Origin of the sequence: Pseudomonas sp. JY-Q (assembly GCF_001655295.1) — a bacterium.
Lineage (GTDB): Bacteria > Pseudomonadota > Gammaproteobacteria > Pseudomonadales > Pseudomonadaceae > Aquipseudomonas > Aquipseudomonas alloputida.
Window position 1 is genome coordinate 1,631,259 of record NZ_CP011525.1, and the last position, 22,259, is coordinate 1,653,517.

Consider the following 22,259-nt stretch of genomic DNA (forward strand, 5'->3'; position numbering starts at 1 on the left):
TCTCGATAACGCAAACGTTATAGATGTCGCCATGAATAAGCGATGGCCTTTGAAGAGTTGAAGCATTTCGGCCAACTGTTGACTGCTGACATTAGCTAATCACATTTCCGGCCTGACCGGACCCTATCGAGCATGCCCGCCAAGTGCGGGCTTTTTCATGCCCGGAGAAACTATGCGATACAACACCGGAAACCCAGTTGAGCCGGACGGTTCGAGCAGTCCGTTCGATTTGCACGACAACGCCGGGAACCTTGACCTCGCCGCCAACTCCCCCGCAGAAACGTGGATCGATAGGCTTGGCCAGACTCGCAAGTCCTGGGCTGGCATGGAGGCTTATTTCTCCGCGTCCCAGGCTGACAAGGAAGATCGCTTTCAGCAGTTCCTCCTGTCCTCCGGCTACCAGGGTCTCGGCGACTACGCTGCCGGAATTGAAATCACGGGTCGCAACCAGGTATTTCGCAAAGACGGTGAGCTATACCGGGCTGCAGCCTCGACGGATCTTCCGTATACCACCACTGGCGACTGGGTAAACGAGTCCAGCAAGTTCGTCTCCGTTGGCGATGCTGCTCTGAGGCAGGAGCTGAGCGGGCCAGGTGGGGCTGGACTGGTACGAAATATCCCAGTAGCAGGATTTTCATATGACCTAGCGACATGGTCTTCGCGCATTGTTTATGCGGAGGACTGGGATGGAGTGGATGCAACTGGCGCAACGGACAGTTCGACAGGCATCCGCAATGCAGTTCTTTACCTAAAGGCTCTTGGTGGCGGCCAGTTGCGGTACGGACCAGGGCGATTCAAGGCGCAAGCCCAGGCGTTTCTGCTGGATACCGGTGTCACTCATATGGGCAGCGGGTTCGGCGTGACCTTCTGGGTGACTGGTGCCGGCGCAAATGTGGATACCTTCAAAACAGCCGGCTTCGACACGCTCACCGGAGTCGGGCCGATCAATGCCGCGCCCCACTCCTACGGCGTCATCGGCGGGACAATCCAGGGGAATCACCTTGATCTTGGTCCTAACTGGAGCGAGATTTCTTGGCGCGATGCGGACACGGTACTCAATACTTCTGGCTGCGGCATTAAATCCTTCGGGACGCGATGCGAGTTCAGGGTGGAGGTATTCAACGTCGCGCAGAACGCGATCTATCAAGAGGCTATTGGCGCTCAGTTCGACAACTCTACTGCCGGATGCCGGATATGGCTTGACGGTCGGATCAGTGGGCAAGAAGGTTTCGTGATGCGAGGCCCGGGCGACAGTTCGATTGATTTTGTAGGGTTCGGTCTCTGCGGCCTCCTTCCGAAGTCCGCGAGGGCGGCCACCAGTAGCCTTCCGAGCCTGCTTTACCCGTCCGACCAAGTGAATGGGATGGTGATTGATAACCAGGGCGTATATGAAGGGCACTGCGATATCACTCGTGCCCACATCTATGCAGTGAGTTTTGGCGTGGGTTTCAAAACGCTTGGGGTTTGTCGCCTAAACGCATTGCACTTGGCCACTGATACATGTCTTGGTGGTTTCGACTTTAGTGCAGCAACACATGGCTTGATAGCCGTAGCAGAAGCTCGAGGGAATGGTAGGCAGCCCATTGATTACACAGGGGCTACTGTATCTCCAAAGCCTGACATGGTGACTCGCGAGGGCGGAGCATGGGTGCTTGAGTGTCATTTGAAAACGTCTCGCTATGCACCTTCGGGAAATGACAGTAACTATGCTGTGCAGATCGGCTGCTCTAGCGGAATATTTTCAATTACCCGCCAGGGTCAGAACCAAGGAGACGGTCTTCCTTTGCTCTCACCGTTTCTGTCGGTGACTGGGGATAGCAACAACATTTCGTTCACCTGTGAACGCCAACGCGGAAACGTCGTTTATCTATCAGGCAACAGCAATAACATCCGAGGCACCTGCACTGAGGTGTCGCAAGGTACGGTCCTGACCCGCGATACGACAGCTGGAAGTGCATGTTTCAACAACTCTATCGATATCACTGCACAAACTCTCGCCACGACCTGCACGCTGTTCAATGCTGTTGGTGTGGCGGCATCCGAGAACGTCCGCCTGCTTGGCTCCGGCACGGCCGGTTACACAAAGTTCACCGGAACCCCAATGGCGGCCGTAAACCGAGCGGTCGTATGGACGATCATGGCGCTGGACGGCTCGTCGATTAACGGAAAATCGACAGAGGACTACATTGAGCAGGAAATCCCTACATCGCCGGTTTCAGGGACTATGGTTGTACCGCACAACTTCCTATACCAGCCTGCACAGCTTCAGGTGACGCTCGGCAAACGATTCCCTGGAGCCCTTCCTAATGCGCTTTTAGATCTCGGGGTATCTGCGGTGTCTGCAACAGATGTGACCGTTGCTTACCGGTGGAGTTCTTTGCCATCGAGTGGAGCTGCAACGCTCATTTGCCACATTAGATAATGCTAGGAATTCCTTATGACGGGCGGTTGCAGGAGCTGAGTGCAACACGGTTATTGAATTGAAACCGGAGCATCATGCCGCATTGCCATGGCATTTTGCATGACCTCTCCCATCACCTCGATGGGGCATTTGAAGTCGAAGCGCTTGCGCGGTCGCATGTTCAGTTGCAGCGCAATGGCGTCCAGCTCCTCCTGGCTATGTACCGACAGGTCTGTGCCCTTGGGCAAGTACTGGCGAATCAGGCCGTTGATGTTTTCGTTGCTGCCGCGCTGCCAGGGGCTGTGCGGGTCGCAGAAGTAGATCGCCACGCCGGTTCTTTGGGTGATCTCGGCGTGTCGCGCCATCTCCCGGCCCTGGTCGTAAGTCATGCTCTTGCGCATCTCCAGCGGCATGCTATTGAGCGCGGCGCTGAAGCCTTCCAGCGCCGAAGTCGCCGTTGCGTCGTTCATCTTCACCAACATCAGGTAGCCACTGGTGCGTTCCACCAGCGTACCGACGGACGAGGCGTTGGCCTTACCCTTGATGAGGTCGCCTTCCCAATGCCCCGGCATCAGCCTGTCTTCAATCTCCGGCGGGCGCACATGAATACTGACCATCTCGGGGATCTGGCCGCGCCGATCCACGCCACCAGAGCGCGGCCGGCGCGTCGTCTTGCCTTGGCGCAGACAGATGATCAGCTCCTTACGCAGCTCACCCACTGGCAGGGCATAGATCGCGTTGTAGATCGTCTCGCGACAGACGTAGGCATCTCGCAGGTTGGGTATGTTCATGCTGCGCAGCTTGCCGGCAATCTGCTCGGGAGACAAACGCTCACGCAGCATATGGGTCACCAGTTCGAAGCGCTCGCTACCCGGCAACAGTTTTCGCATCGGTCGACAAACCTGGCGGCGGGCCTGCATTTGCTGCTGAGCCAGACGGGCCGAGTAGCCACCGCAAGCACCTCGGTTACGGCGCAGCTCACGGCTGATGGTCGAAGGGGATCGGTTGATCAAGCAGGCAATCCTGCGCAGGCTGAAGCCTTGGGTACGACCGATTTGAATGGTGGCGCGCTCTTCAACGCTGAGTTCGGTATAAGACATAGGGGCAGCACCGTACCGGAAAGGTCAGGTGTTGCACTCAGTTTTTGCCGCCGCCACGATTTATTGGGAAGAATCTCCAGCTTGGGCTGGCGCTGTTGTGAGCGATCTATTCGGTAATCTGTACTGGGTTGAAGCGTTCGGAAAAAACTCGTTAAGGCAGGAGTTTGGCATGGAATCACCAGACCCAGTTTCAGCCGACACGAGTATTCCAGGTCATAACTGGTCGCTTGTTGAGGAAAGGGGTTAGCCGTTTCCCCTTTCTCATTCATCGCTCGGACTTTCTCAAGTCATTTTGGGAGGTTCTTGATCATCGGAAAATCGCATATGCCAAAAATCACCGAATCCCAGGCCGGAGGCGCGAACGTGCTCCGGTTTCTGGACCTGATCGCTTTCTCTGAAGGCACCTCGACCGTCAGGGCGAGCGACGACGGTTACAACGTGCTGTACGGCGGCGGCCTGTTCCAAGGCTATGCAGACCACCCGAGGCGCAAGTTGACCTTCCCCATCAACGGCAAGCCTGTGACCAGCACGGCTGCCGGTCGATACCAGTTGCTCGAGCGTTACTGGGATGCATACCGGGTCAGCCTTCGCCTGGCGGGCGGTTTCACGCCGGAGAACCAGGACCGAATCGCGCTGCAGCAGATCCGCGAGCGCAAGGCCCTGGACGACATCAAGGCGGGCCGCATCGAGCAGGCGATCGCCAAGTGCTCGAACATCTGGGCATCGCTGCCAGGCAACAACTACGGACAGAACCCGCACCGCCTGGACAAGCTGCTCGGGCGCTGGGTTGAGCTTGGTGGGGTGCTGGCATGATCTGGCTCAGAGCGGTACCGGTCTGGTGCTGGTGGATGATCGCCCTCGTTATGGTTTTTTCGGTGCAACAACACCGCATTCAGGAGCAGAGAGATGCCACTACAGCTGCTCGAGACGAGTTTCGGGCTTACCGGGTCGAGATTTCCGAACGTAATCGGTTGGCGATGGCTCAGGCCAGAACAGAAGAGCAGCGCCGCGCCGCGGCGCAACAAGAGGCGAGGGTAAAAGGACATGAAGAAAGAACGATTGCTGATGCTGGCGCTACTGACGCCGATGCTGCTGGCCAGCGGCTGCGCAGTGACGCCGCCCAGCTCGCTGCCTCCGTCAGTTGCCCCGGCACGGATACCGCCGCTGTCGCCAGAGGCGAGACAGCCACCCGCGCCGCCATGGTGCTCTCCGACCTGCTCGCACGGGCTGATGAACGAGCGGGAGAGTTGGCGCAAGCTTATGACCGCGCCCGAATAGCCGGGCAGCAGTGCGAGCGGGAGTATGACGGGCTGACTCCGCAGAAGTCGTAGGGGCATTCGCTGAACCAGGCGGATGCAGAGCGATCTACTGGCCGTTTACCGGCACCAGCGCTACTAGAAAATAGGTACCACTCGGATACTCTTCGCGATACCGGGCCTCCCTAAGGTTGTTCCCTATGTTGTACCAAGGGTCCATCCAGCCGCTCGGCGTTTTCAGAATGTAATGATCATCGGCATAGGGTGCCTTGCCTCTGATGCAGACAATTGCCCCGTCAGGGATATCGGCAGGGTCCCAATCGGCGATTACTTTGACACCTGCTTTCTGAAGGGCGATTGCTATGTCATGAAGCTCTAGACCACCTGGCTCTGCATTGATCGCCAGTCCTTTCGCATCCTCTGCCAGCTTCTTTGCGTTCTGATATGAAACCCCTAAAAGAGAGGCCATGCACGCGACACCGCATCCCCACTCATCTTCCTGGGCAACAAGATCATATTGATTCACGTTTAGCTCCTAGCTATTAACCGACATTCGAAGATAGCGTATCCCAGCCTGGAGGTGATGGCCTTCACTCTCATTCAATACGGCACGACTGTTTCTTCGTGCTGGCTCGGCAGGGCAGGACGCCGCAGAGGGGTGCGCCCCCCTCTGGAGGCCGCGGTTTCCGTGCACTCATTTTACTGGTATTCGTAATTAATGTGGGAAGGATTTTTGGTCAAGGTTAACTTTCCCGCGGCTAGGCAGGCAACCAGAGGGTGTGGGCAGGAGGAATCCCACTCTGCCGGCCGAGCGCCGGCAGCGGATCGGCTACGAGAAGCAACTGGAGGCTGCAGCCTCCTCCTGCCGATGATCAGGCGGATTCACGGCTTCGCGTGACTGTAATTCTCGTACCACTTTTTGTACCAAATGAGGTTTTTTATGGGGGAATCAGGGGGGGTTATGGCCCCTGAAAGCCTTTAAAACCCCCTTTTCCAATACTCCTGCTAATCCGCACATAAGTCCTTACCGGTTTTTCCGTTGGGGAGGTGATGCCCCGGATTAGGGCACCTTAAGGAACTGACCTATGTGCTTTTCGAGAGTTTTAGAATGTTTGGTTATATGACGCCGGGCAGGCAACCCGATGCAATCATTTCCCCCGGATCAACCGGCGCAATCCAAACCGGTTCGGATGGCAAGCCTCCGCCACCGCCCGCGGCAATGGCAGCGGTTCCCCACATACCCAGGCCGCCACCAGCTCGCCACTCAACGGCGCCGTGATCAGCCCGCGTGAGCCATGCCCGCTGTTCACATACAACCCGCCCAGCCAAGGGCAGGGCACATCCGGTACTTGCCGCGCATCCCGGCCCAGTACTGCATAGGCTTCGGTAAACGCCTGCGCGTCGGCAATGGGCCCGACGATCGGCAGGTAATCCGGGCTGGTGCAACGGAACGCAGCACGTCCCTGCAATTGCTCGGGGTCCAGTTCAGCCACAGCCAGCCGTTGCGCCAGATCGACGGAAATTTCGTCCAGCAGCGCCAGGTTGCCCTGATGCTCGGCCACCGTCGGTGCAAGGTCTTCGCTGTGGAAGTCAAAACTGGCGCCCAGTGTATGTTCACCCTCGCGCGGCGGTGCCACATAGCCTTCCGCGCACACCACGGTGCGCAGTGCCTGGCTGCTGGCGGTGGCCGGCAAGCGGGTGATCTGCCCACGGATGCGCTTGAGTGGTAACTGCGCGCAAGGTTCGAAGCGCAGCACATCCGCCGCACCGGCCAGGACCACCACTGGAGCGCGGGCTAACAGCTGGTCGCCAGCCCAGGCTTGCCAATGCTCATCCACTTTGCGCAGTTCGAGCACGTCCTGGTGGGTCACCACGCGAATACCAGGGTGCTGCAACTGCTGTTGGCACAGCGCTGGAGGGTGCACCCAGCCACCTTCGGGGTAGAACAACCCGCCGCCAGGCAATGCCACGCCGGCGATGGCTTCGGCCTCCGCGCGCGCCAGGCAGTGCAGCAAGCCATGGTCGAAGGCGGCAGCCAGCTTGCCCTGGCGTTCGGCCTCCTTGCTGTCGAAGGCCAGTTGCAGCACCCCGCAGGCATCCCAGTCACGGCCACGCTGCAAGCGCTGCAGCTGACGCCGGGTGTAGCCGAACCCGGACAGGATCATCTGCGAGAGCGCGGTGCCATGGGCAGACAGCTTGAGGTACAGCACCCCTTGCGGGTTGCCTGAAGCTTCCTGGGCCGGGGCTTCGTGGCGCTCCAGCACGGTTACCTGCCAGCCGCGCCGGGCCAGGCTGGCGGCGCTGCTGCTGCCGGCAAGTCCGGCACCGATCACCAGCGCCTCGCGCGGCCCCTGTGTCACCGCGGGGCGCGCGTACCAAGGCGCGCATGGGCCGGGCCGGAGGCCGACGTAGGCGCCGCTCATCACCTCCCACTTCTTGCCGATGCCTGGCACCTTCTTCATGGCGAAGCCGGCTTCCACCAGGCTGCGGCGTACCCAGCCGGTGGTGGTGAAGGTGCCCAGCACCGTGCCCGGATGCGATAGCCGCGCCAGTTGCGCAAACAGCTCCGGGGTCCACATGTCGGGGTTCTTGGCGGGGGCGAAGCCGTCGAGGAACCACACATCGATCTGCGCATCGAGTTGCGGCAGCTGTTCCAGCACATCGCCTATCAACAGGGTCAGGGTGACCCTGCCACCGGCGAAGGTGAACTGCTGAAAGCCCGGGTGCACCGCCACGTATTGCTCCAGCAGCGGCTCGGTATAGGCGGCCAGTTCAGGCCACAGGCGCACTGCGCGGGCCATGTCGGCGTGGTCGAGGGGGTACTTTTCGACGCTGACGAAGTGCAGGCGCGCGTCGCTGTGTGCGTGCTGGTCGAACAGCTGCCAGGCGCAGAAAAAATTCATGCCGGTGCCAAAACCGGTTTCGCCGATCACCGTGCAGGCGTGCGGCGCCAGGTTGGCAAAACGTTCGGCCAGGCGGGTCTGTCCGAGGAACACGTGCTTGGTTTCTTCGATGCCTTCGTTGACTGCGAAATAGACGTCGTCATAGTGCCGCGAATGGGGGCGGCCCTGGTCGTCCCAGTCGATCTGGGCGTGCTGGAGGAGGGTGGGCATGGTGGGCTCGGTTGCAGCGGATGGCGGGATTTTATGCCATCCGGCTGAGCTGTGGGAGCGCGTTCATTGGTGAAGAGGTCAATACAGGCCGAAATGAAATCCGCTAGTCTTGCTTATCCATTGAAGGAGCCAGTGCATGTTCGAATCTGCCGAAATCGGCCACAGCATCGACAAGGAGGCTTACGACGCCGAGGTACCCGCTTTACGCGAGGCCCTGCTCGAAGCCCAGTACGAACTCAAGCAGCAGGCGCGGTTTCCGGTGATCGTGCTGATCAACGGCATTGAAGGCGCCGGCAAGGGTGAGACGGTAAAACTGCTCAACGAGTGGATGGACCCGCGCATGATCGATGTGCTCACCTTCGACCAGCAGACCGACGAAGAGCTGGCCCGCCCACCCGCCTGGCGCTATTGGCGGGCCTTGCCACCCAAGGGGCGGATGGGTGTGTTCTTTGGCAACTGGTACAGCCAGATGCTGCAGGGGCGGGTGCACGGGGTGTTCAAGGATGCCGTGCTCGATCAGGCCATTACCGGTGCCGAGCGCCTGGAGCAGATGCTTTGCGATGAAGGTGCGCTGATCATCAAGTTCTGGTTCCACCTGTCCAAGAAGCAGATGAAGGCACGGCTGAAATCGCTCAAGGACGACCCGCTGCACAGCTGGAAGATCAGCCCGCTGGATTGGCAGCAGTCGCAAACCTACGACCGCTTCGTGCGCTTTGGTGAGCGCGTGCTGCGCCGCACCAGCCGCGACTATGCGCCATGGCACATCATCGAAGGGGTAGACCCGAATTACCGCAGCCTGGCGGTGGGGCGCATTCTGCTGGAAAGCCTGCAAGCCGCGCTGGCCAATAATCCCAAGGGCAAGCACCAGGGCAACGTGGCCCCGCTGGGCCACAGCATCGACGACCGCAGCCTGCTTGGCGCCCTGGACATGACCTTGCGCCTGGACAAGGCCGACTATCAGGAACAGTTGATCACCGAACAGGCCCGTCTGGCCGGCCTGCTGCGTGACAAGCGCATGCGCCGGCATGCCCTGGTGGCGGTGTTCGAAGGCAACGACGCCGCCGGCAAGGGGGGCGCCATCCGCCGCGTGGCGGCGGCGCTGGACCCGCGGCAGTACCGTATCGTGCCGATTGCCGCGCCGACCGAAGAAGAGCGTGCGCAGCCGTACCTGTGGCGGTTCTGGCGGCACATCCCGGCACGGAGCAAGTTCACCATCTTCGACCGTTCCTGGTATGGCCGGGTGCTGGTGGAGCGGGTGGAAGGCTTCTGCAGCCCCGCTGACTGGATGCGTGCCTACAGCGAGATCAACGACTTTGAAGAGCAGTTGGTGGATGCCGGCGTGGTGGTGGTCAAGTTCTGGCTGGCGATCGACCAGCAGACCCAACTGGAGCGCTTCGAAGAGCGTGAGCAAATTCCGTTCAAACGCTACAAGATCACCGAGGATGACTGGCGCAACCGCGACAAGTGGGACGAATACTCCCAGGCGGTGGGCGACATGGTCGACCGCACCAGCAGCGAGATTGCCCCTTGGACGCTGGTGGAGGCCAATGACAAGCGCTGGGCGCGGGTGAAGGTGGTGCGCACCATCAACCAGGCGCTGGAAGCGGCGTTTGCCAAGCAAAAAAAATAGCCGACGGTGATGTTGCCTGTTCTGGCCCTTTCGCGGGTAAACCCGCTCCTACAAGGGATCGCGCGCTGAGCTGCGCCCCGGATGTTGGACAAAAAATCCAACACCGGGGCGCAGCTCACCCTCCCGTAGGAGCGGGTTTACCCGCGAAAGGGCCAGCACAGGCAACACCTCCCCCCAGCCATGCCCCAAAAGAATGACCTGATGAATTCTTTTCTCGGCACTCTCCACCGTCTCCGTCCTCCAACCCCGTAGAATTCAACAACCCCCACCACGGGCTTGATCGAGGATTTTATGCACACCACTTCTGGCCGCTGGGGCTATGGGCTGTTCCTGGCACTTCTGACGGCGCTGCTCTGGGGCATCTTGCCGATCAAGCTCAAGCAGGTATTGCAAGTGGTCGACCCGATCACTGTCACCTGGTACCGCCTGCTGGTCTCCGGCAGCCTGCTGTTCGCCTGGCTGGCGGCTCAGCGGCGTTTGCCGTCCATGCGTAAACTGGCGCCCAAGGGCAAGGGCCTGGTGCTGGTGGCCGTGCTCGGCCTGATGGGCAACTACGTGCTCTACCTGATCGGTCTCAAACTGCTTAGCCCAGGCACCGCACAACTGGTGGTACAGATCGGCCCGGTGCTGTTGCTGGTGGCCAGCGTGTTCGTGTTCCGCGAGCGCTTCAGTGTGGGGCAGGGCGTGGGCCTGTTGGTGCTGCTGGCAGGGTTTGGCCTGTTCTTCAACCAGCGCCTGGAAGAGCTACTGACTTCGCTGGGTACCTACACCACCGGCGTGTTGACCATCTTGCTGGCGACCAGCATCTGGGTGTTCTACGCCCTGAGCCAGAAGCAGTTGCTGACCGTGTGGCACTCGCAGCAGGTGATGATGGTGATCTACCTCAGCTGCGCTGCGTTGCTGACACCTTGGGTGCACCCGCTGGAGGCCTTGCAACTGACCCCGGTGCAAGGCTGGCTGCTGCTGGCCTGTTGCCTGAATACCCTGGTGGCATACGGCGCGTTTGCCGAAGCACTGGCGCACTGGGAGGCCTCACGGGTAAGTGCCACGCTGGCGCTGACCCCGCTGGTGACCTTCGTTGCGGTGGCGCTGGCGGCGTTGGTTTGGCCTGAGTATGTGCATGCCGAGGACATCAATGCCCTGGGCTATGTGGGGGCGGTCACGGTGGTGTTCGGTTCGGCGCTGGTGGCGCTGGGGCCGTCGCTGGTGGCCGGGTGGCGGGCGCGCCGGGCGCGGTTGGCCTAGTGTGGTGTTTCACAAATAACGACCATAACGCGCGGCGCTTTTTGCGCTCATGCGGCGTTGTCGCTCCTCGCCGTGGCTGGGCTACGACTCGTCGCGACGCCTTGCTTGAGCGCAAAAATCGCTCGCGAGTTATTGGCCGTATTTGCAAAACACCACACTAGGTCTGTCGATTGCCTGTACCGGCCCTTTCGCGGGTGAACCCGCTCCTACCATGGATCGCCGCTCGTCGTAGGAGCGGGTTCACCCGCGAAAGGGCCGGTACAGGCTACAGAGCAGTCAGCCCTTGCCGCCCGGCGCCAGCATGTTCTCCGGCCGCACCCACTGGTCGAACTGCTCATTGGTCAGGTACTTCAACGCCAAGGCCGCCTCGCGCAGGGTCTTGCCCTCGCTGTAAGCCTTTTTGGCAATTTCCGCCGCCTTGTCATAGCCAATATGCGGGTTCAGCGCCGTCACCAGCATCAACCCGCGCTCCAGGTGCGCGGCCATCTGCTCGGCATCCGGCTCGATACCCGCCACGCAATGCTGCTGGAAGTTGCGGCAACCATCGGCCAGCAACTCGATGGATTGCAGCAGGTTATGAATGATCACCGGCTTGAACACATTCAGCTGCAAATGCCCCTGGCTGGCGGCAAAGCCGATGGCCGCGTCGTTGCCCAGTACCTGGCAGGCCAACATCGACAGCGCCTCGCACTGGGTGGGGTTGACCTTGCCCGGCATGATCGAGCTGCCGGGCTCGTTGGCCGGCAGGCGCACCTCGGCCAGCCCGGCGCGCGGGCCGGAACCCAGCAGGCGCAGGTCGTTGGCAATTTTCATCAAGGCCACGGCCAGGGTTTTCAGGGCGCCCGCCAGGCTGGTCAGCGGCTCGTGGCCGGCGAGGGCGGCGAACTTGTTCGGCGCGGTGATGAACGGCAGGCCGGACAGCGCCGCCAGCTCGGCAGCGATGGCCTCGGCAAACCCCTGCGGGGCGTTCAGCCCGGTACCCACGGCAGTGCCGCCCTGGGCCAGTTCGCACACCGCCGGCAGGGTGGCGCGGATGGCGCGCTGGGCGTAATCGAGCTGGGCGACGAAGGCCGACACTTCCTGGCCGAAGGTGATCGGCGTGGCGTCCATCATGTGTGTGCGACCGGTTTTTACCAGTTGGTGGTGACGCATCGACAGCTCGGCCAGCCCTGAAGACAGTTCGGTCACGGCCGGCAGTAGCTTTTCCTGCACCGCCTGGGCTGCCGCAATGTGCATGGCGGTGGGGAAGCAGTCGTTGGAGCTCTGCGAGCGGTTGACGTGGTCATTGGGGTGCACCGGCGCCTTGCCGCCACGGCCTTTGCCGGCCAGTTCGTTGGCGCGTCCGGCAATCACCTCGTTGACGTTCATGTTGCTCTGGGTGCCACTGCCCGTCTGCCAGACGACGAGCGGGAACTGATCGTCGTGCTGGCCAGCCAGCACTTCATCGGCGGCCTGTTCGATCAGCCGGGCGATGTCGGCCGGCAGGTCGCCATTGCGGTCGTTGACGCGCGCCGCGGCCTTCTTGATCAGTGCCAGGGCGTGCAACACCGCGAGGGGCATGCGCTCCTTGCCAATGGCGAAGTTGATCAGCGAACGCTGGGTCTGCGCACCCCAGTAGGCGTCCTCCGGAACTTCGACCGGACCCAGGCTGTCTGTCTCGATACGGCTCATTCTGTACTCACTCCTGTGTAGTTCGAAATCGCAGTTTAGGCCCTGATTCGACCGAGCGGTTCCGTCGCTCGTCGTGCCACTTGAGCACATCGCCACCACGGCGCAGAATGCTCTACTCTGAGGTGCCCGCCTCCCTCTCTTTGAAGGAAATGCAATGACCCGTCTCCGTGTCCTTTGTGCCGCCGTTGCCCTGGTTTGCGCCAGTGGCCAGGTACTCGCTGCCACCGCCAGCCACAACGCTGCTGCCGAGAAATTCCTGACCCTGGCCAACGCCGACAAGCTGGGCACCCCGGTGTACATGCAAGTGCAGCAGATGTTCGCCCAGCGTTTCGCCCAGACCAAGGCCCCGGCCGCCAAGCAACCGGTGCTGGAAAGCTACCAGGCCAAGGCCAATGCCGCCCTGGACAACGCCATCGGCTGGAACAAGCTGAAGCCGAAGATGGTCGACCTGTACACCCAGACCTTCACCGAGCAGGAGCTGAAAGACCTGGTCAAGTTCTACGAATCGCCGCTGGGCAAGAAAGTGCTGCGTGAAATGCCCAAGGTCACTCAGCAGTCGGCACAGCTGACCCAGCAGAGCCTGGAGCCCGCAGTACCGGTGGTGAACAAGCTGCTGGAAGACATGACCAAAGAGCTGGACCCGAACGCAGGCAAGGCCGCCGCACCCGCGAAGAAGTGAGTACGCCGCAATGATCATGCAACAACGTATCGAACAGCAACTGGCCGCGCTGGCGCCGCAACACCTGCAAGTGCTCAACGAAAGTCACATGCACAGTCGTGGTCAGGAGACCCACTACAAGGCCGTGATCGTCAGCGAGCAGTTCGCCGGGTTGAACAGCGTCAAGCGCCACCAGAAGGTGTACGCCACCATGGGTGAGCTGATGGGCGAGATTCACGCCCTGGCCATCCACACCTACACCGCCGAAGAGTGGGCCAAGGTCGGCGTTGCACCGGCCTCGCCGGTGTGCGCCGGCGGCGGGCACTGAAACCTTTCTGTTGTTCTGGTAGAATCCTGCAAAATCCGGGGGCCGCTTTGCGGCCCTTTCGCGACACAAGGCCGCTCCCACAAAAACCGCACTAGCCATCAGGTTACGCGGTCCCCTGTGGGAGCGGCCTTGTGTCGCGAAAGGGGCGCAAAGCGCCCCCATGCTTTTCTATACCGTCAAACCCGGTCCGCCCCTTACGAGGGCAACCACCTGGAGATTCCGTTACATGTCTCAAGCCATCGTCGTCGCGGCGCTGTACAAGTTCGTCACCCTGGAAGACTACGTCGAGCTGCGTGAGCCGCTGCTCAAGACCATGCTCGACAACAACGTCAAAGGCACCCTGCTGCTGGCCCACGAGGGCATCAACGGCACCGTATCGGCCACCCGCGAAGGCATCGATGGCCTGCTGGCCTGGCTGCGCAACGACCCGCGCCTGGTCGATGTCGACCATAAAGAGTCGTACTGCGACGAACAGCCGTTCTACCGCACCAAGGTCAAGCTCAAGAAAGAGATCGTCACCCTCGGCGTGCCGGGCGTAGACCCCAACCAGGCCGTTGGTACCTATGTCGAGCCCAAGGACTGGAACGCCCTGATCAGCGACCCGGAAGTGCTGTTGATCGACACCCGCAACGACTACGAAGTGGCCATCGGTACGTTCAAGGGCGCCATCGACCCGAAGACCGAAACGTTCCGTGAGTTCCCGGAGTACATCAAGGCCAATTTCGACCCGAGCAAGCACAAGAAGGTCGCCATGTTCTGCACCGGCGGCATCCGTTGCGAAAAGGCCTCCAGCTACATGCTCGGTGAAGGCTTCGAGTCGGTCTATCATCTTAAGGGCGGCATCCTGAAATACTTCGAGGAAGTGCCTCAGGAAGAAAGCCTGTGGGACGGCGACTGCTTCGTCTTCGACAACCGGGTTACGGTGCGCCATGACCTGAGCGAAGGTGAGTACGACCAGTGCCACGCCTGCCGCCATCCGATCAATGCAGAGGAGCGCGCGTCCGAGCACTATTCGCCAGGTGTCAGCTGCCCGCATTGCTGGGACAGCCTGAGCGAGAAGACCCGGCGCAGTGCCATCGACCGGCAGAAGCAGATCGAGCTGGCCAAGGCCCGCAACCTGCCGCACCCGATCGGTTACAACTACAAAGCCGAGGCTTGAAGCATGTCTGCACGCCTGATCTATGTGATGGACCCGATGTGCTCCTGGTGCTGGGGGTTTGCGCCAGTGGCCGCGGCCCTGATCGCCCAGGCGCGTGAGGCAGGCGTGCCTGCCCGCCTGGTAACGGGCGGGCTGCGTACGGGCGGCAGCGCCCTGGACAGCTCCACTCGCAAGTACATCCTGGAACACTGGCAGGCGGTGGCTGATGCTACCGGCCAGCCGTTCCGCTTCGAGGGGGCCATGCCTGACGGTTTCGTCTACGACACCGAGCCGGCCTGTCGCGCCCTGGTCGCGGCCCGCGAGCTGGATGCCGAGCGCGTCTGGCCGCTGCTGGCGTTGATCCAGCGTTCGTTCTACGAGCAGGGTACCGATGTGACCACCGCGCCGCAGCTGGTCGAGCTGGCCTCCCAGAGTGGCTTCGACCGTGCCGCGTTCGCCGAAACCTTCGCCCGTGCCGATACCCGCGCCGCCACCGCGGCCGACTTCGCCTGGGCCCAGGACCTGGGTATTGCCGGTTTCCCGACCTTGCTGGCCGAGCGCAATGGCCAACTGGCCTTGCTGACCAACGGCTACCAGCCGCTGGAGCGCCTGCAACCCTTGCTCGGCCGCTGGCTGCAGCAGGCCGCCTGTGCTTGATGTACCAGGGTCACCCGACCCGGTACCGGGCAAGCCATACACTGCGGGCGATCGACTGAGCTGGGCGGAAATCCGCCGCCTGGCCCTGCATCACAAGAAAAACCTCTGGTCCGCCAACCTCATTGCGTTACTGGCGGCGTGTTGCAGTGTGCCCATTCCGCTGCTGCTGCCGCTGTTGGTGGACGAAGTACTGCTCGGCCATGGCGATGCCGCGCTGAAGTGGATGAACCACCTGCTGCCGTCCAACTGGCAGGTAGCAGCCGGCTACATCGGCCTGATGCTGGCGCTCACCCTGTGCCTGCGCCTGGCTGCGCTGGCCTTCAACGTGATCCAGTCCAAGCTGTTCGCCGGGCTGGCCAAGGACATCGTCTACCGCCTGCGCATCCGCCTGATCGAGCGCCTCAAGCGTATTTCGCTGAAAGAGTACGAAAGCCTGGGCAGCGGCACGGTGACCACCCACCTGGTCACCGACCTGGACACCCTCGACAAGTTCGTTGGCGAAACCCTCAGCCGCTTCCTGGTGGCCATGCTGACACTGACCGGCACGGCGGCCATCCTGATCTGGATGCACTGGCAGCTGGCCTTGCTGATCTTGCTGTTCAACCCGCTGGTGATCTACTTCACGGTGCAGTTGGGCAAGCGGGTCAAACACCTGAAAAAGCTCGAAAACGACAGCACCGCGCGCTTTACCCAGGCGCTGGCGGAAACCCTCGATGCCATCCAGGAAATCCGCGCCGGCAACCGCCAGGGCTACTTCCTTGGCCGCCTGGGCTTGCGTGCCCGCGAGGTGCGCGATTACGCCGTGGACTCGCAATGGAAAAGCGATGCCAGTGGCCGTGCCAGTGGCCTGCTGTTCCAGTTCGGCATCGACATCTTCCGCGCGGCGGCCATGCTGACCGTGCTGTTTTCCGATCTGTCGATCGGCCAGATGCTGGCAGTGTTCAGCTACCTGTGGTTCATGATCGGTCCGGTGGAGCAACTGCTTAATCTGCAATATGCCTACTACGCCGCCGGCGGTGCGCTGAGTCGCCTCAACGAGCTGCTGGCGCGTGCCGACGAGCCGCAATACCCGGCCGCCAGCGACCCGTTCGCCGGCCGCGAAACGGTGGGCATTGACGTGCGCGACCTGCGCTTTGCCTATGCCGACGAGCCGGTGCTCGAGCACCTCGACCTGTCTATCGCCGCGGGTGAGAAGGTGGCGATTGTCGGTGCCAGCGGCGGCGGCAAGAGCACGCTGGTGCAGCTACTGCTGGGCCTATACAGCGCCCAGGCCGGGACCATCCGCTTTGGCGGGGCCAGCCTGCAGGAAATCGGCCTGGAAACCCTGCGCGAGAATGTCGCGGTGGTGTTGCAGCACCCGTCGCTGTTCAACGACAGCGTGCGTGCCAACCTGACCATGGGCCGCGACTGCAGCGATGATGCGTGCTGGCAGGCGCTGCGCATCGCCCAGCTGGATGCCACCATCGCCGCCTTGCCGCAGGGCCTGGACAGTGTGGTAGGGCGTTCAGGCGTGCGCTTGTCCGGTGGCCAGCGCCAGCGCCTGGCCATTGCCCGCATGGTACTGGCTGAGCCCAAGGTAGTGATCCTCGACGAGGCCACCTCAGCCCTGGATGCCGCCACCGAGTACAACCTGCATCAGGCCTTGGCGTGCTTCCTCAGCGGCCGCACCACGCTGATCATCGCCCATCGCTTGTCGGCGGTGAAACAGGCCGACCGGGTGCTGGTGTTCGATGGCGGGCACGTGGCCGAAGACGGCGACCATCAGCAGCTGATTGCCGAGGGTGGGTTATACGCCAAGCTTTATGGGCATCTGCAGCAGAGCTGACTATCTGGCTGCCTTCACCGGGCTTATGGGAGCAACTGTCTTGCTCAATTTCTAAAAGCTGGTGCGATCCCTGTGGGAGCGGGCTTGCCCGCGAACACGGGCGAAGCCCGTGCCATCCACCGCGGTGTCTTCTTCGCGGGTAAACCCGCTCCTACAATGGCCAGCGCATACGCTGTACAAATTCCTCGATTCCTTGTCATAAAAATCCCCTTCACAGCGATGGCAAATGGCCTACGCTGTGCTTGTCTGGGTCGATTTACGCCTTATCTGCTCTGTGACAGGGACTCCATGAAGGGAAATCGCACACTCGAAGCGCCAAAGTTGCTCGGCATCACATGGCCTTTCATCGCCGTCGTGGTCCTTCAGGTGGCGTTGGGCAGCCTTAGCCTTTATACGCTCTCGGCCGTGCGCGCCTATGTCGCGGGCGAAAGCCTGTGGTCCAAGGCGCAGAAAGATGCCATCTATTACCTCAGTCTGTACGGCGAGACGCAGGACGACAGCACCTACCAACGCTATCGCCAGGCCATTACCGTACCGCAGGGTGACCATCGTCTGCGCGAAGTGCTCGACCACCCCAGCCCTGATCTGGACGCCGCGCGACAGGCGGTTCTGCAAGGTGGCAACCACCCTGACGATGTCGAGCGGATCATCTGGTTCTACCGCAACTTTCGCCATGTCAGCTATATGCAGACAGCCATCGATTACTGGGACATCGGTGACGACTATCTGGCCAAGCTGGATGTACTGGCCGGTGAAATGCGCCAGCGTTTTGCCGATGGCCCGGTGGATGCCGACACCGTCAGCGACTGGAAGGCCCGCATTGTCGCCATCAACGAAGGCGTGACCCCGGCGGCCAAGGCGTTCAGTGATGCCTTGGGCGAAGGCTCGCGCATGTTGCTGCGGGTGCTGCTGATCACCAACCTGCTGACCGCGATGTTCCTGATCGCCATTGCCTGGCGCCGCTCCAGCAAGCTGTTGGCCCAGCGCCAAGCCTTTGCCAGCGCCCTGCAGGAAGAAAAAGAGCGTGCGCAGATTACCCTGCAGGCCATCGGGGATGCGGTGATCACCACCGATGTCGAAGGCAGTATCGGCTACATGAACCCGGCCGCCGAGCAATTGACCCACTGGCAATCCGGGCAGGCGCAGGGCCTGCCGCTGTCGGCGCTGTTCAGCCTGGTGGACGAACACGCCGAGGAGGACGGGCGCAGCTTGGTCGAACAGGTGCTCAGCGGCAGCCTCAAGGGCGGCTCCGAGCATGCCCGGCTGATCCAGCGCCTGGACGGCAGTACCGTGTCGATCAACCTGGTAGGCTCGCCGATCGTCAATGACGGCCAGGTCAGTGGCATCGTGCTGGTGCTGCACGATATGACCCAGGAACGCCAGTACATCGCCAATCTGTCCTGGCAGGCAACCCACGACGCCCTGACCGGGCTGGCCAACCGCCGCGAGTTCGAGTACCGCCTGGAGCAGGCGCTCAACGACCTGGCGCGTCAGGCCGGGCGGCATTCGCTGATGTTCCTCGACCTCGACCAGTTCAAGCTGGTCAACGACACCTGTGGCCACGCTGCCGGCGATGAGTTGCTGCGGCATATCTGCGCGGTGCTGCAGTCCGGCCTGCGTGAGGGCGATACGCTGGCGCGGCTGGGCGGCGATGAGTTTGGCGTGCTGCTGGAAAACTGCCCGCCCGACCAGGCCGAGCGCATTGGCGAACAATTGCGCCAGATGGTGCAGAGCCTGCACTTCGTATGGAAAGGGCGGCCGTTCGTGACCACGGTCAGCATTGGCCTGGTGCACATGGCCCAGGCCCCCGGTACCCTGGAGGCTTCGCTGCGCGCCGCCGACATGGCCTGCTACATGGCCAAGGAAAAGGGCCGAAACCGTGTACAGGTGTACCACGCCGACGACAGCGAGCTGTCCATGCGTTTTGGCGAAATGGCCTGGATCCAGCGCCTGCATGTGGCCTTGGAAGAAAACCGCTTTTGCCTCTACGCCCAGGAAATCGCCCCGCTCAAAACCTTCGAGGGCCCGGGCCATATCGAAATTCTGTTGCGCCTGCACGACGAAAGCGGCCGCACCATCCTGCCCAGCAGCTTCATCCCGGCGGCCGAGCGCTACGGCCTGATGACCGCGCTGGACCGCTGGGTGGTACGCAATGTGTTCATGGTCATACGCCAGTGCCTGGAAGAAGGGCGTGAAGGGCCGTTGTCGACTTGTGCCATCAACCTGTCAGGGTCCAGCATTGGCGACGACAAGTTCCTTGAATACCTCCAGCGGTTGTTCGTCGAATACGCCATTCCGCCGCGAATGATCTGTTTCGAAATTACCGAAACCAGCGCCATTGCCAACCTAGGCAGCGCCATTCGCTTCATCAATGAGTTGAAAGGGCTAGGTTGCCGTTTCTCGCTGGATGATTTTTGCGCCGGCATGTCCTCGTTCGCCTATCTCAAGCATTTGCCCGTGGACTACCTGAAGATTGACGGGAGTTTCGTCAAGGACATGCTCGACGACCCGGTCAACCGGGCCATGGTCGAGGTCATCAACCATATCGGCCATGTGATGGGTAAGCGCACGATCGCCGAGTTCGTCGAAACACCCTTGATCGAGCAGGCCTTGCAGGAAATAGGCGTGGATTACGCCCAGGGCTACCTGATCGAACGCCCCCAGGTGTTCACCTGTGACAGTCTGCAGCGCCAACGGATCGCCGCCCGGCCTCTGTTGCAGCGAGCACCTGGCACGTTTCGCTAGTTGGAAATCACAAGGATCAAGGAGCTGAAAGTGATTGACGCATTCGTTCGTATCGGGCCTTTGATGGACCCCGCCAGTTACCCCCAATGGGCCCAGCAACTGATTGAAGACTGCCGCGAGAGCAAGCGCCGGGTGGTTGAGCATGAGTTTTATGCACGTCTGCGCGATGGCCAGCTGAAGCAATCGACCATCCGTCAGTACTTGATCGGTGGCTGGCCGGTGGTGGAGCAGTTTTCGTTGTACATGGCGCATAACTTGACCAAGACCCGCTATGGCCGGCATCAGGGCGAGGACATGGCGCGGCGCTGGCTGATGCGCAACATCCGCGTCGAGCTCAACCATGCCGACTACTGGGTGAATTGGTGCCAGGCGCACGGTGTGCACCTGCACGAGTTGCAGGCGCAAGAGGTGCCGCCCGAGCTGAACGGCCTGAACGACTGGTGCTGGCGGGTGTGCGCCACCGAGAACCTGGCCATTTCCATGGCGGCGACCAACTACGCCATCGAAGGCGCGACCGGTGAATGGTCGGCGGTGGTGTGCTCGACTGACACCTATGCGCAGGGGTTCCCTGAAGAAGGGCGCAAGCGGGCGATGAAGTGGCTGAAGATGCATGCCCAGTATGACGATGCGCACCCGTGGGAGGCGCTGGAAATCATCTGTACCCTGGCCGGTGAGAACCCCACCCTGGGGTTGCGCAACGAACTGCGCAGGGCTATTTGCAAGAGCTACGACTGCATGTTCCTGTTCCTGGAACGCTGCATGCAGCTGGAAGGGCGCCAGCAAGGCCGTATGCGACCGGCGTTGGCTGCGGGCTGATCGTTCGCTTGCACCGGCCTCTTCGCGGGTGAACCCGCTCCTACCGGGTTATGCGATCCCCTGTAGGGCGGGTTCACCCGCGAAAGGGCCGGTACAGGCAAAACATCATTGGGCGTTGAACGCCTGCCCGTTCACCCCTGTGCTGTCTGGCCCCATCAGGTACAGGTACACCGGCATGATCTCTTCGGGCAGCGGGTTGTTCTGCGGGTTCTCGCCAGGGTAGGCCTGGGCCCGCATTGCCGTGCGCGTGGCGCCTGGGTTGATGCTGTTGGCGCGCACCGGCGCCACGCCTTCCAGTTCATCGGCCAAGGTCTGCATCAGGCCTTCGGTGGCGAACTTCGACACGCCATAGGCGCCCCAGTAAGCCCGGCCCTTGCGCCCGACGCTGCTGCTGGTGAACACCACCGAAGCGTCCTCCGACAGCTTCAGCAGCGGCAGCAGGGTGCTGGTGAGCATGAAGGTGGCATTGACGTTGATGTGCATCACGCGCATGAAGTTGTCGCCCGACAGCTGCTCCAGCGGCGTGCGCGGGCCGATGATCGACGCATTGTTGAGCAGGCCATCGAGGCGGCCGAACTGGCCTTCGATCATGGCCGCCAGCTCGTCGTACTGGTGTGGCAGGGCGGTTTCCAGGTTGAACGGGATGACCACCGGCTGCGGGTGGCCGGCGGCTTCGATCTGGTCGTAGACCTCGTTCAGGTTGGCCTCGGTCTTGCCCAGCAGCAGCACGGTGGCACCCAGTGCGGCATAAGCCTTGGCAGCCGCGGCACCAATGCCACGGCCGGCACCGGTAACCAGGATGACCCGGCCTTGCAGCAGGTCGGGGCGGGCGGTGTAGTCGAACATGGTTCTGTCCTTCGAGTTCGTGTGGGCGGCCGGGCATATTGTAGGAGCGGGTTTACCCGCGAATGCGTCCGATCAGGCGCCAGTGTTGTCTGGGCTGGCGCATTCGCGGGTGAACCCGCTCCTACAAAGAGACGGTGCCCGGTCATCGGTCTGGGTTCAGCAGCCGCACAGCGCGCTGTCGATCACTTTGCGCAGTTCCAGTGGGTGGTCCACCACCACGTCGGCACCCCAGTTGTTGGGGTTGTCCTCTGGATGAATATAGCCGTAGCGCACCGCCGCCGTGCGGGTACCTGCGTCGCGGCCAGACTCGATGTCGCGCAGGTCGTCGCCGACGAACAGCACACTCGCCGGGTCCAGGTTCAGCGTCTTGCAGGCCAGGATCAGCGGCTCGGGGTCGGGTTTGCTGTTTTTCACGTGGTCCGGGCAGATCAGCAACGCCGAACGCTCGGCCAGGCCCAGCTGCTGCATGATCGGCTCGGCGAAGCGCACCGGCTTGTTGGTGACGACGCCCCACAGCAGGTTGCCTTTCTCGATGTCGGCCAGCAGCTCGGCCATGCCCTCGAACAGCTTGCTGTGCACCGCGCAGTCGCGCTGGTAACGCTCGAGGAATTCCAGGCGCAGGGCCTCGAAGCCGTCAGCCTCCGGGTCCATGGCGAACGCAGTGGCGACCATGGCGCGGGCGCCACCCGAGATCACGCCACGGATCAGGTTGTCGTCAACGGCCGGCAGCCCGCGGTCGGCGAGCATGGCCTGGCAAATGGCGATGAAGTCCGGCGCCGTGTCCAGCAAGGTGCCGTCCATGTCGAAGAGTACTGCTCGCAAACGCATGC

At 61.7% G+C, this 22,259-nt stretch carries 18 protein-coding genes; 12 read left to right on the forward strand and 6 right to left on the reverse strand.

The features are described 5' to 3' along the window. The first annotated feature begins 172 nt into the window (after window positions 1-172). Window positions 173-2,422 carry a hypothetical protein gene (locus tag AA098_RS29450; RefSeq protein ID WP_064614004.1) on the forward strand — a complete coding sequence of 750 codons (2,250 nt, stop codon included), beginning with the start codon at window positions 173-175 and terminating at the stop codon, window positions 2,420-2,422. 50 nt (window positions 2,423-2,472) lie between these two features. On the opposite strand, the gene AA098_RS07395 is transcribed toward AA098_RS29450, so the two are convergent. Then, complete coding sequence (locus AA098_RS07395) at window positions 2,473-3,501, reverse strand: IS30-like element ISPsp7 family transposase (RefSeq protein ID WP_011911495.1); 1,029 nt, start codon at window positions 3,499-3,501, stop codon at window positions 2,473-2,475. Window positions 3,502-3,825: 324 nt separating this feature from the next. On the opposite strand from AA098_RS07395, the gene AA098_RS07400 reads away from it, so the two are divergent. Both AA098_RS07400 and AA098_RS07405 read left to right on the forward strand, forming a co-directional pair. Further along, window positions 3,826-4,314 carry a glycoside hydrolase family protein gene (locus tag AA098_RS07400; RefSeq protein ID WP_064614005.1) on the forward strand — a complete coding sequence of 163 codons (489 nt, stop codon included), beginning with the start codon at window positions 3,826-3,828 and terminating at the stop codon, window positions 4,312-4,314. A gap of 35 nt (window positions 4,315-4,349) precedes the next feature. Continuing rightward, a complete protein-coding gene (locus tag AA098_RS07405) occupies window positions 4,350-4,832 on the forward strand; it encodes a DUF2514 domain-containing protein (protein ID WP_256545277.1) in 483 nt (160 codons plus the stop codon). A 34-nt stretch (window positions 4,833-4,866) separates the two neighbouring features. Here AA098_RS07405 and AA098_RS07410 read toward each other — a convergent pair whose 3' ends face one another. Together AA098_RS07410 and mnmC are read right to left on the reverse strand one after the other, a co-directional pair. Next, the gene (locus AA098_RS07410) at window positions 4,867-5,283 is read right to left on the reverse strand and encodes a hypothetical protein (RefSeq protein ID WP_064614007.1); all 417 of its coding nucleotides are present in this window, start codon (window positions 5,281-5,283) and stop codon (window positions 4,867-4,869) included. 622 nt (window positions 5,284-5,905) lie between these two features. Beyond that, entirely contained in the window at window positions 5,906-7,870 is a 1,965-nt protein-coding gene (gene mnmC, locus AA098_RS07415; RefSeq protein ID WP_064614008.1) for a bifunctional tRNA (5-methylaminomethyl-2-thiouridine)(34)-methyltransferase MnmD/FAD-dependent 5-carboxymethylaminomethyl-2-thiouridine(34) oxidoreductase MnmC, read from the reverse strand. A 136-nt stretch (window positions 7,871-8,006) separates the two neighbouring features. Between mnmC and pap the strand changes: the two genes are divergently transcribed. Beyond that, a complete protein-coding gene (gene pap / locus AA098_RS07420) occupies window positions 8,007-9,500 on the forward strand; it encodes a polyphosphate:AMP phosphotransferase (RefSeq protein WP_064614009.1) in 1,494 nt (497 codons plus the stop codon). 291 nt (window positions 9,501-9,791) lie between these two features. Then, complete coding sequence (locus AA098_RS07425) at window positions 9,792-10,745, forward strand: DMT family transporter (RefSeq protein WP_041167251.1); 954 nt, start codon at window positions 9,792-9,794, stop codon at window positions 10,743-10,745. Between the two features lie 276 nt (window positions 10,746-11,021). On the opposite strand, the gene AA098_RS07430 is transcribed toward AA098_RS07425, so the two are convergent. Continuing rightward, complete coding sequence (locus tag AA098_RS07430; RefSeq protein ID WP_014860619.1) at window positions 11,022-12,416, reverse strand: class II fumarate hydratase; 1,395 nt, start codon at window positions 12,414-12,416, stop codon at window positions 11,022-11,024. A 154-nt stretch (window positions 12,417-12,570) separates the two neighbouring features. Here AA098_RS07430 and AA098_RS07435 point away from each other — a divergent pair, with 154 nt between their 5' ends. The 7 genes from AA098_RS07435 (at window position 12,571) to AA098_RS07465 (ending at window position 20,583) form a co-directional block, all read left to right on the forward strand. Then, window positions 12,571-13,095, forward strand: a complete 525-nt coding sequence (locus AA098_RS07435) for a DUF2059 domain-containing protein (protein ID WP_003252642.1) — start codon at window positions 12,571-12,573, stop codon at window positions 13,093-13,095. 10 nt (window positions 13,096-13,105) lie between these two features. Further along, on the forward strand, window positions 13,106-13,402 hold the full coding sequence (locus tag AA098_RS07440) for a BolA family transcriptional regulator (RefSeq protein ID WP_060539165.1): 297 nt from the start codon (window positions 13,106-13,108) through the stop codon (window positions 13,400-13,402). A 226-nt stretch (window positions 13,403-13,628) separates the two neighbouring features. Next, on the forward strand, window positions 13,629-14,561 hold the full coding sequence (locus AA098_RS07445; RefSeq protein ID WP_003252646.1) for a rhodanese-related sulfurtransferase: 933 nt from the start codon (window positions 13,629-13,631) through the stop codon (window positions 14,559-14,561). A 3-nt stretch (window positions 14,562-14,564) separates the two neighbouring features. Next, on the forward strand, window positions 14,565-15,197 hold the full coding sequence (locus tag AA098_RS07450) for a DsbA family protein (protein WP_003252648.1): 633 nt from the start codon (window positions 14,565-14,567) through the stop codon (window positions 15,195-15,197). Next, a complete protein-coding gene (locus tag AA098_RS07455; RefSeq protein ID WP_064614010.1) occupies window positions 15,190-17,022 on the forward strand; it encodes an ABC transporter ATP-binding protein in 1,833 nt (610 codons plus the stop codon). Before AA098_RS07450 ends, AA098_RS07455 begins: the two co-directional genes overlap by 8 nt. A gap of 288 nt (window positions 17,023-17,310) precedes the next feature. Further along, window positions 17,311-19,767, forward strand: a complete 2,457-nt coding sequence (locus AA098_RS07460) for an EAL domain-containing protein (protein WP_003252652.1) — start codon at window positions 17,311-17,313, stop codon at window positions 19,765-19,767. A gap of 30 nt (window positions 19,768-19,797) precedes the next feature. Beyond that, window positions 19,798-20,583, forward strand: coding sequence for a TenA family transcriptional regulator (locus AA098_RS07465; RefSeq protein WP_003252654.1), 786 nt, complete (start codon window positions 19,798-19,800; stop codon window positions 20,581-20,583). A gap of 105 nt (window positions 20,584-20,688) precedes the next feature. Here the strand turns inward: AA098_RS07465 and AA098_RS07470 are convergent, their stop codons facing one another. Together AA098_RS07470 and mupP are read right to left on the reverse strand one after the other, a co-directional pair. Further along, a complete protein-coding gene (locus AA098_RS07470; RefSeq protein ID WP_003252656.1) occupies window positions 20,689-21,429 on the reverse strand; it encodes a YciK family oxidoreductase in 741 nt (246 codons plus the stop codon). A 156-nt stretch (window positions 21,430-21,585) separates the two neighbouring features. Beyond that, window positions 21,586-22,257: an N-acetylmuramic acid 6-phosphate phosphatase MupP gene (gene mupP, locus AA098_RS07475; protein WP_003252659.1), complete on the reverse strand. Its 672-nt coding sequence runs from the start codon at window positions 22,255-22,257 to the stop codon at window positions 21,586-21,588. Between the last annotated feature and the right edge of the window lie 2 nt (window positions 22,258-22,259).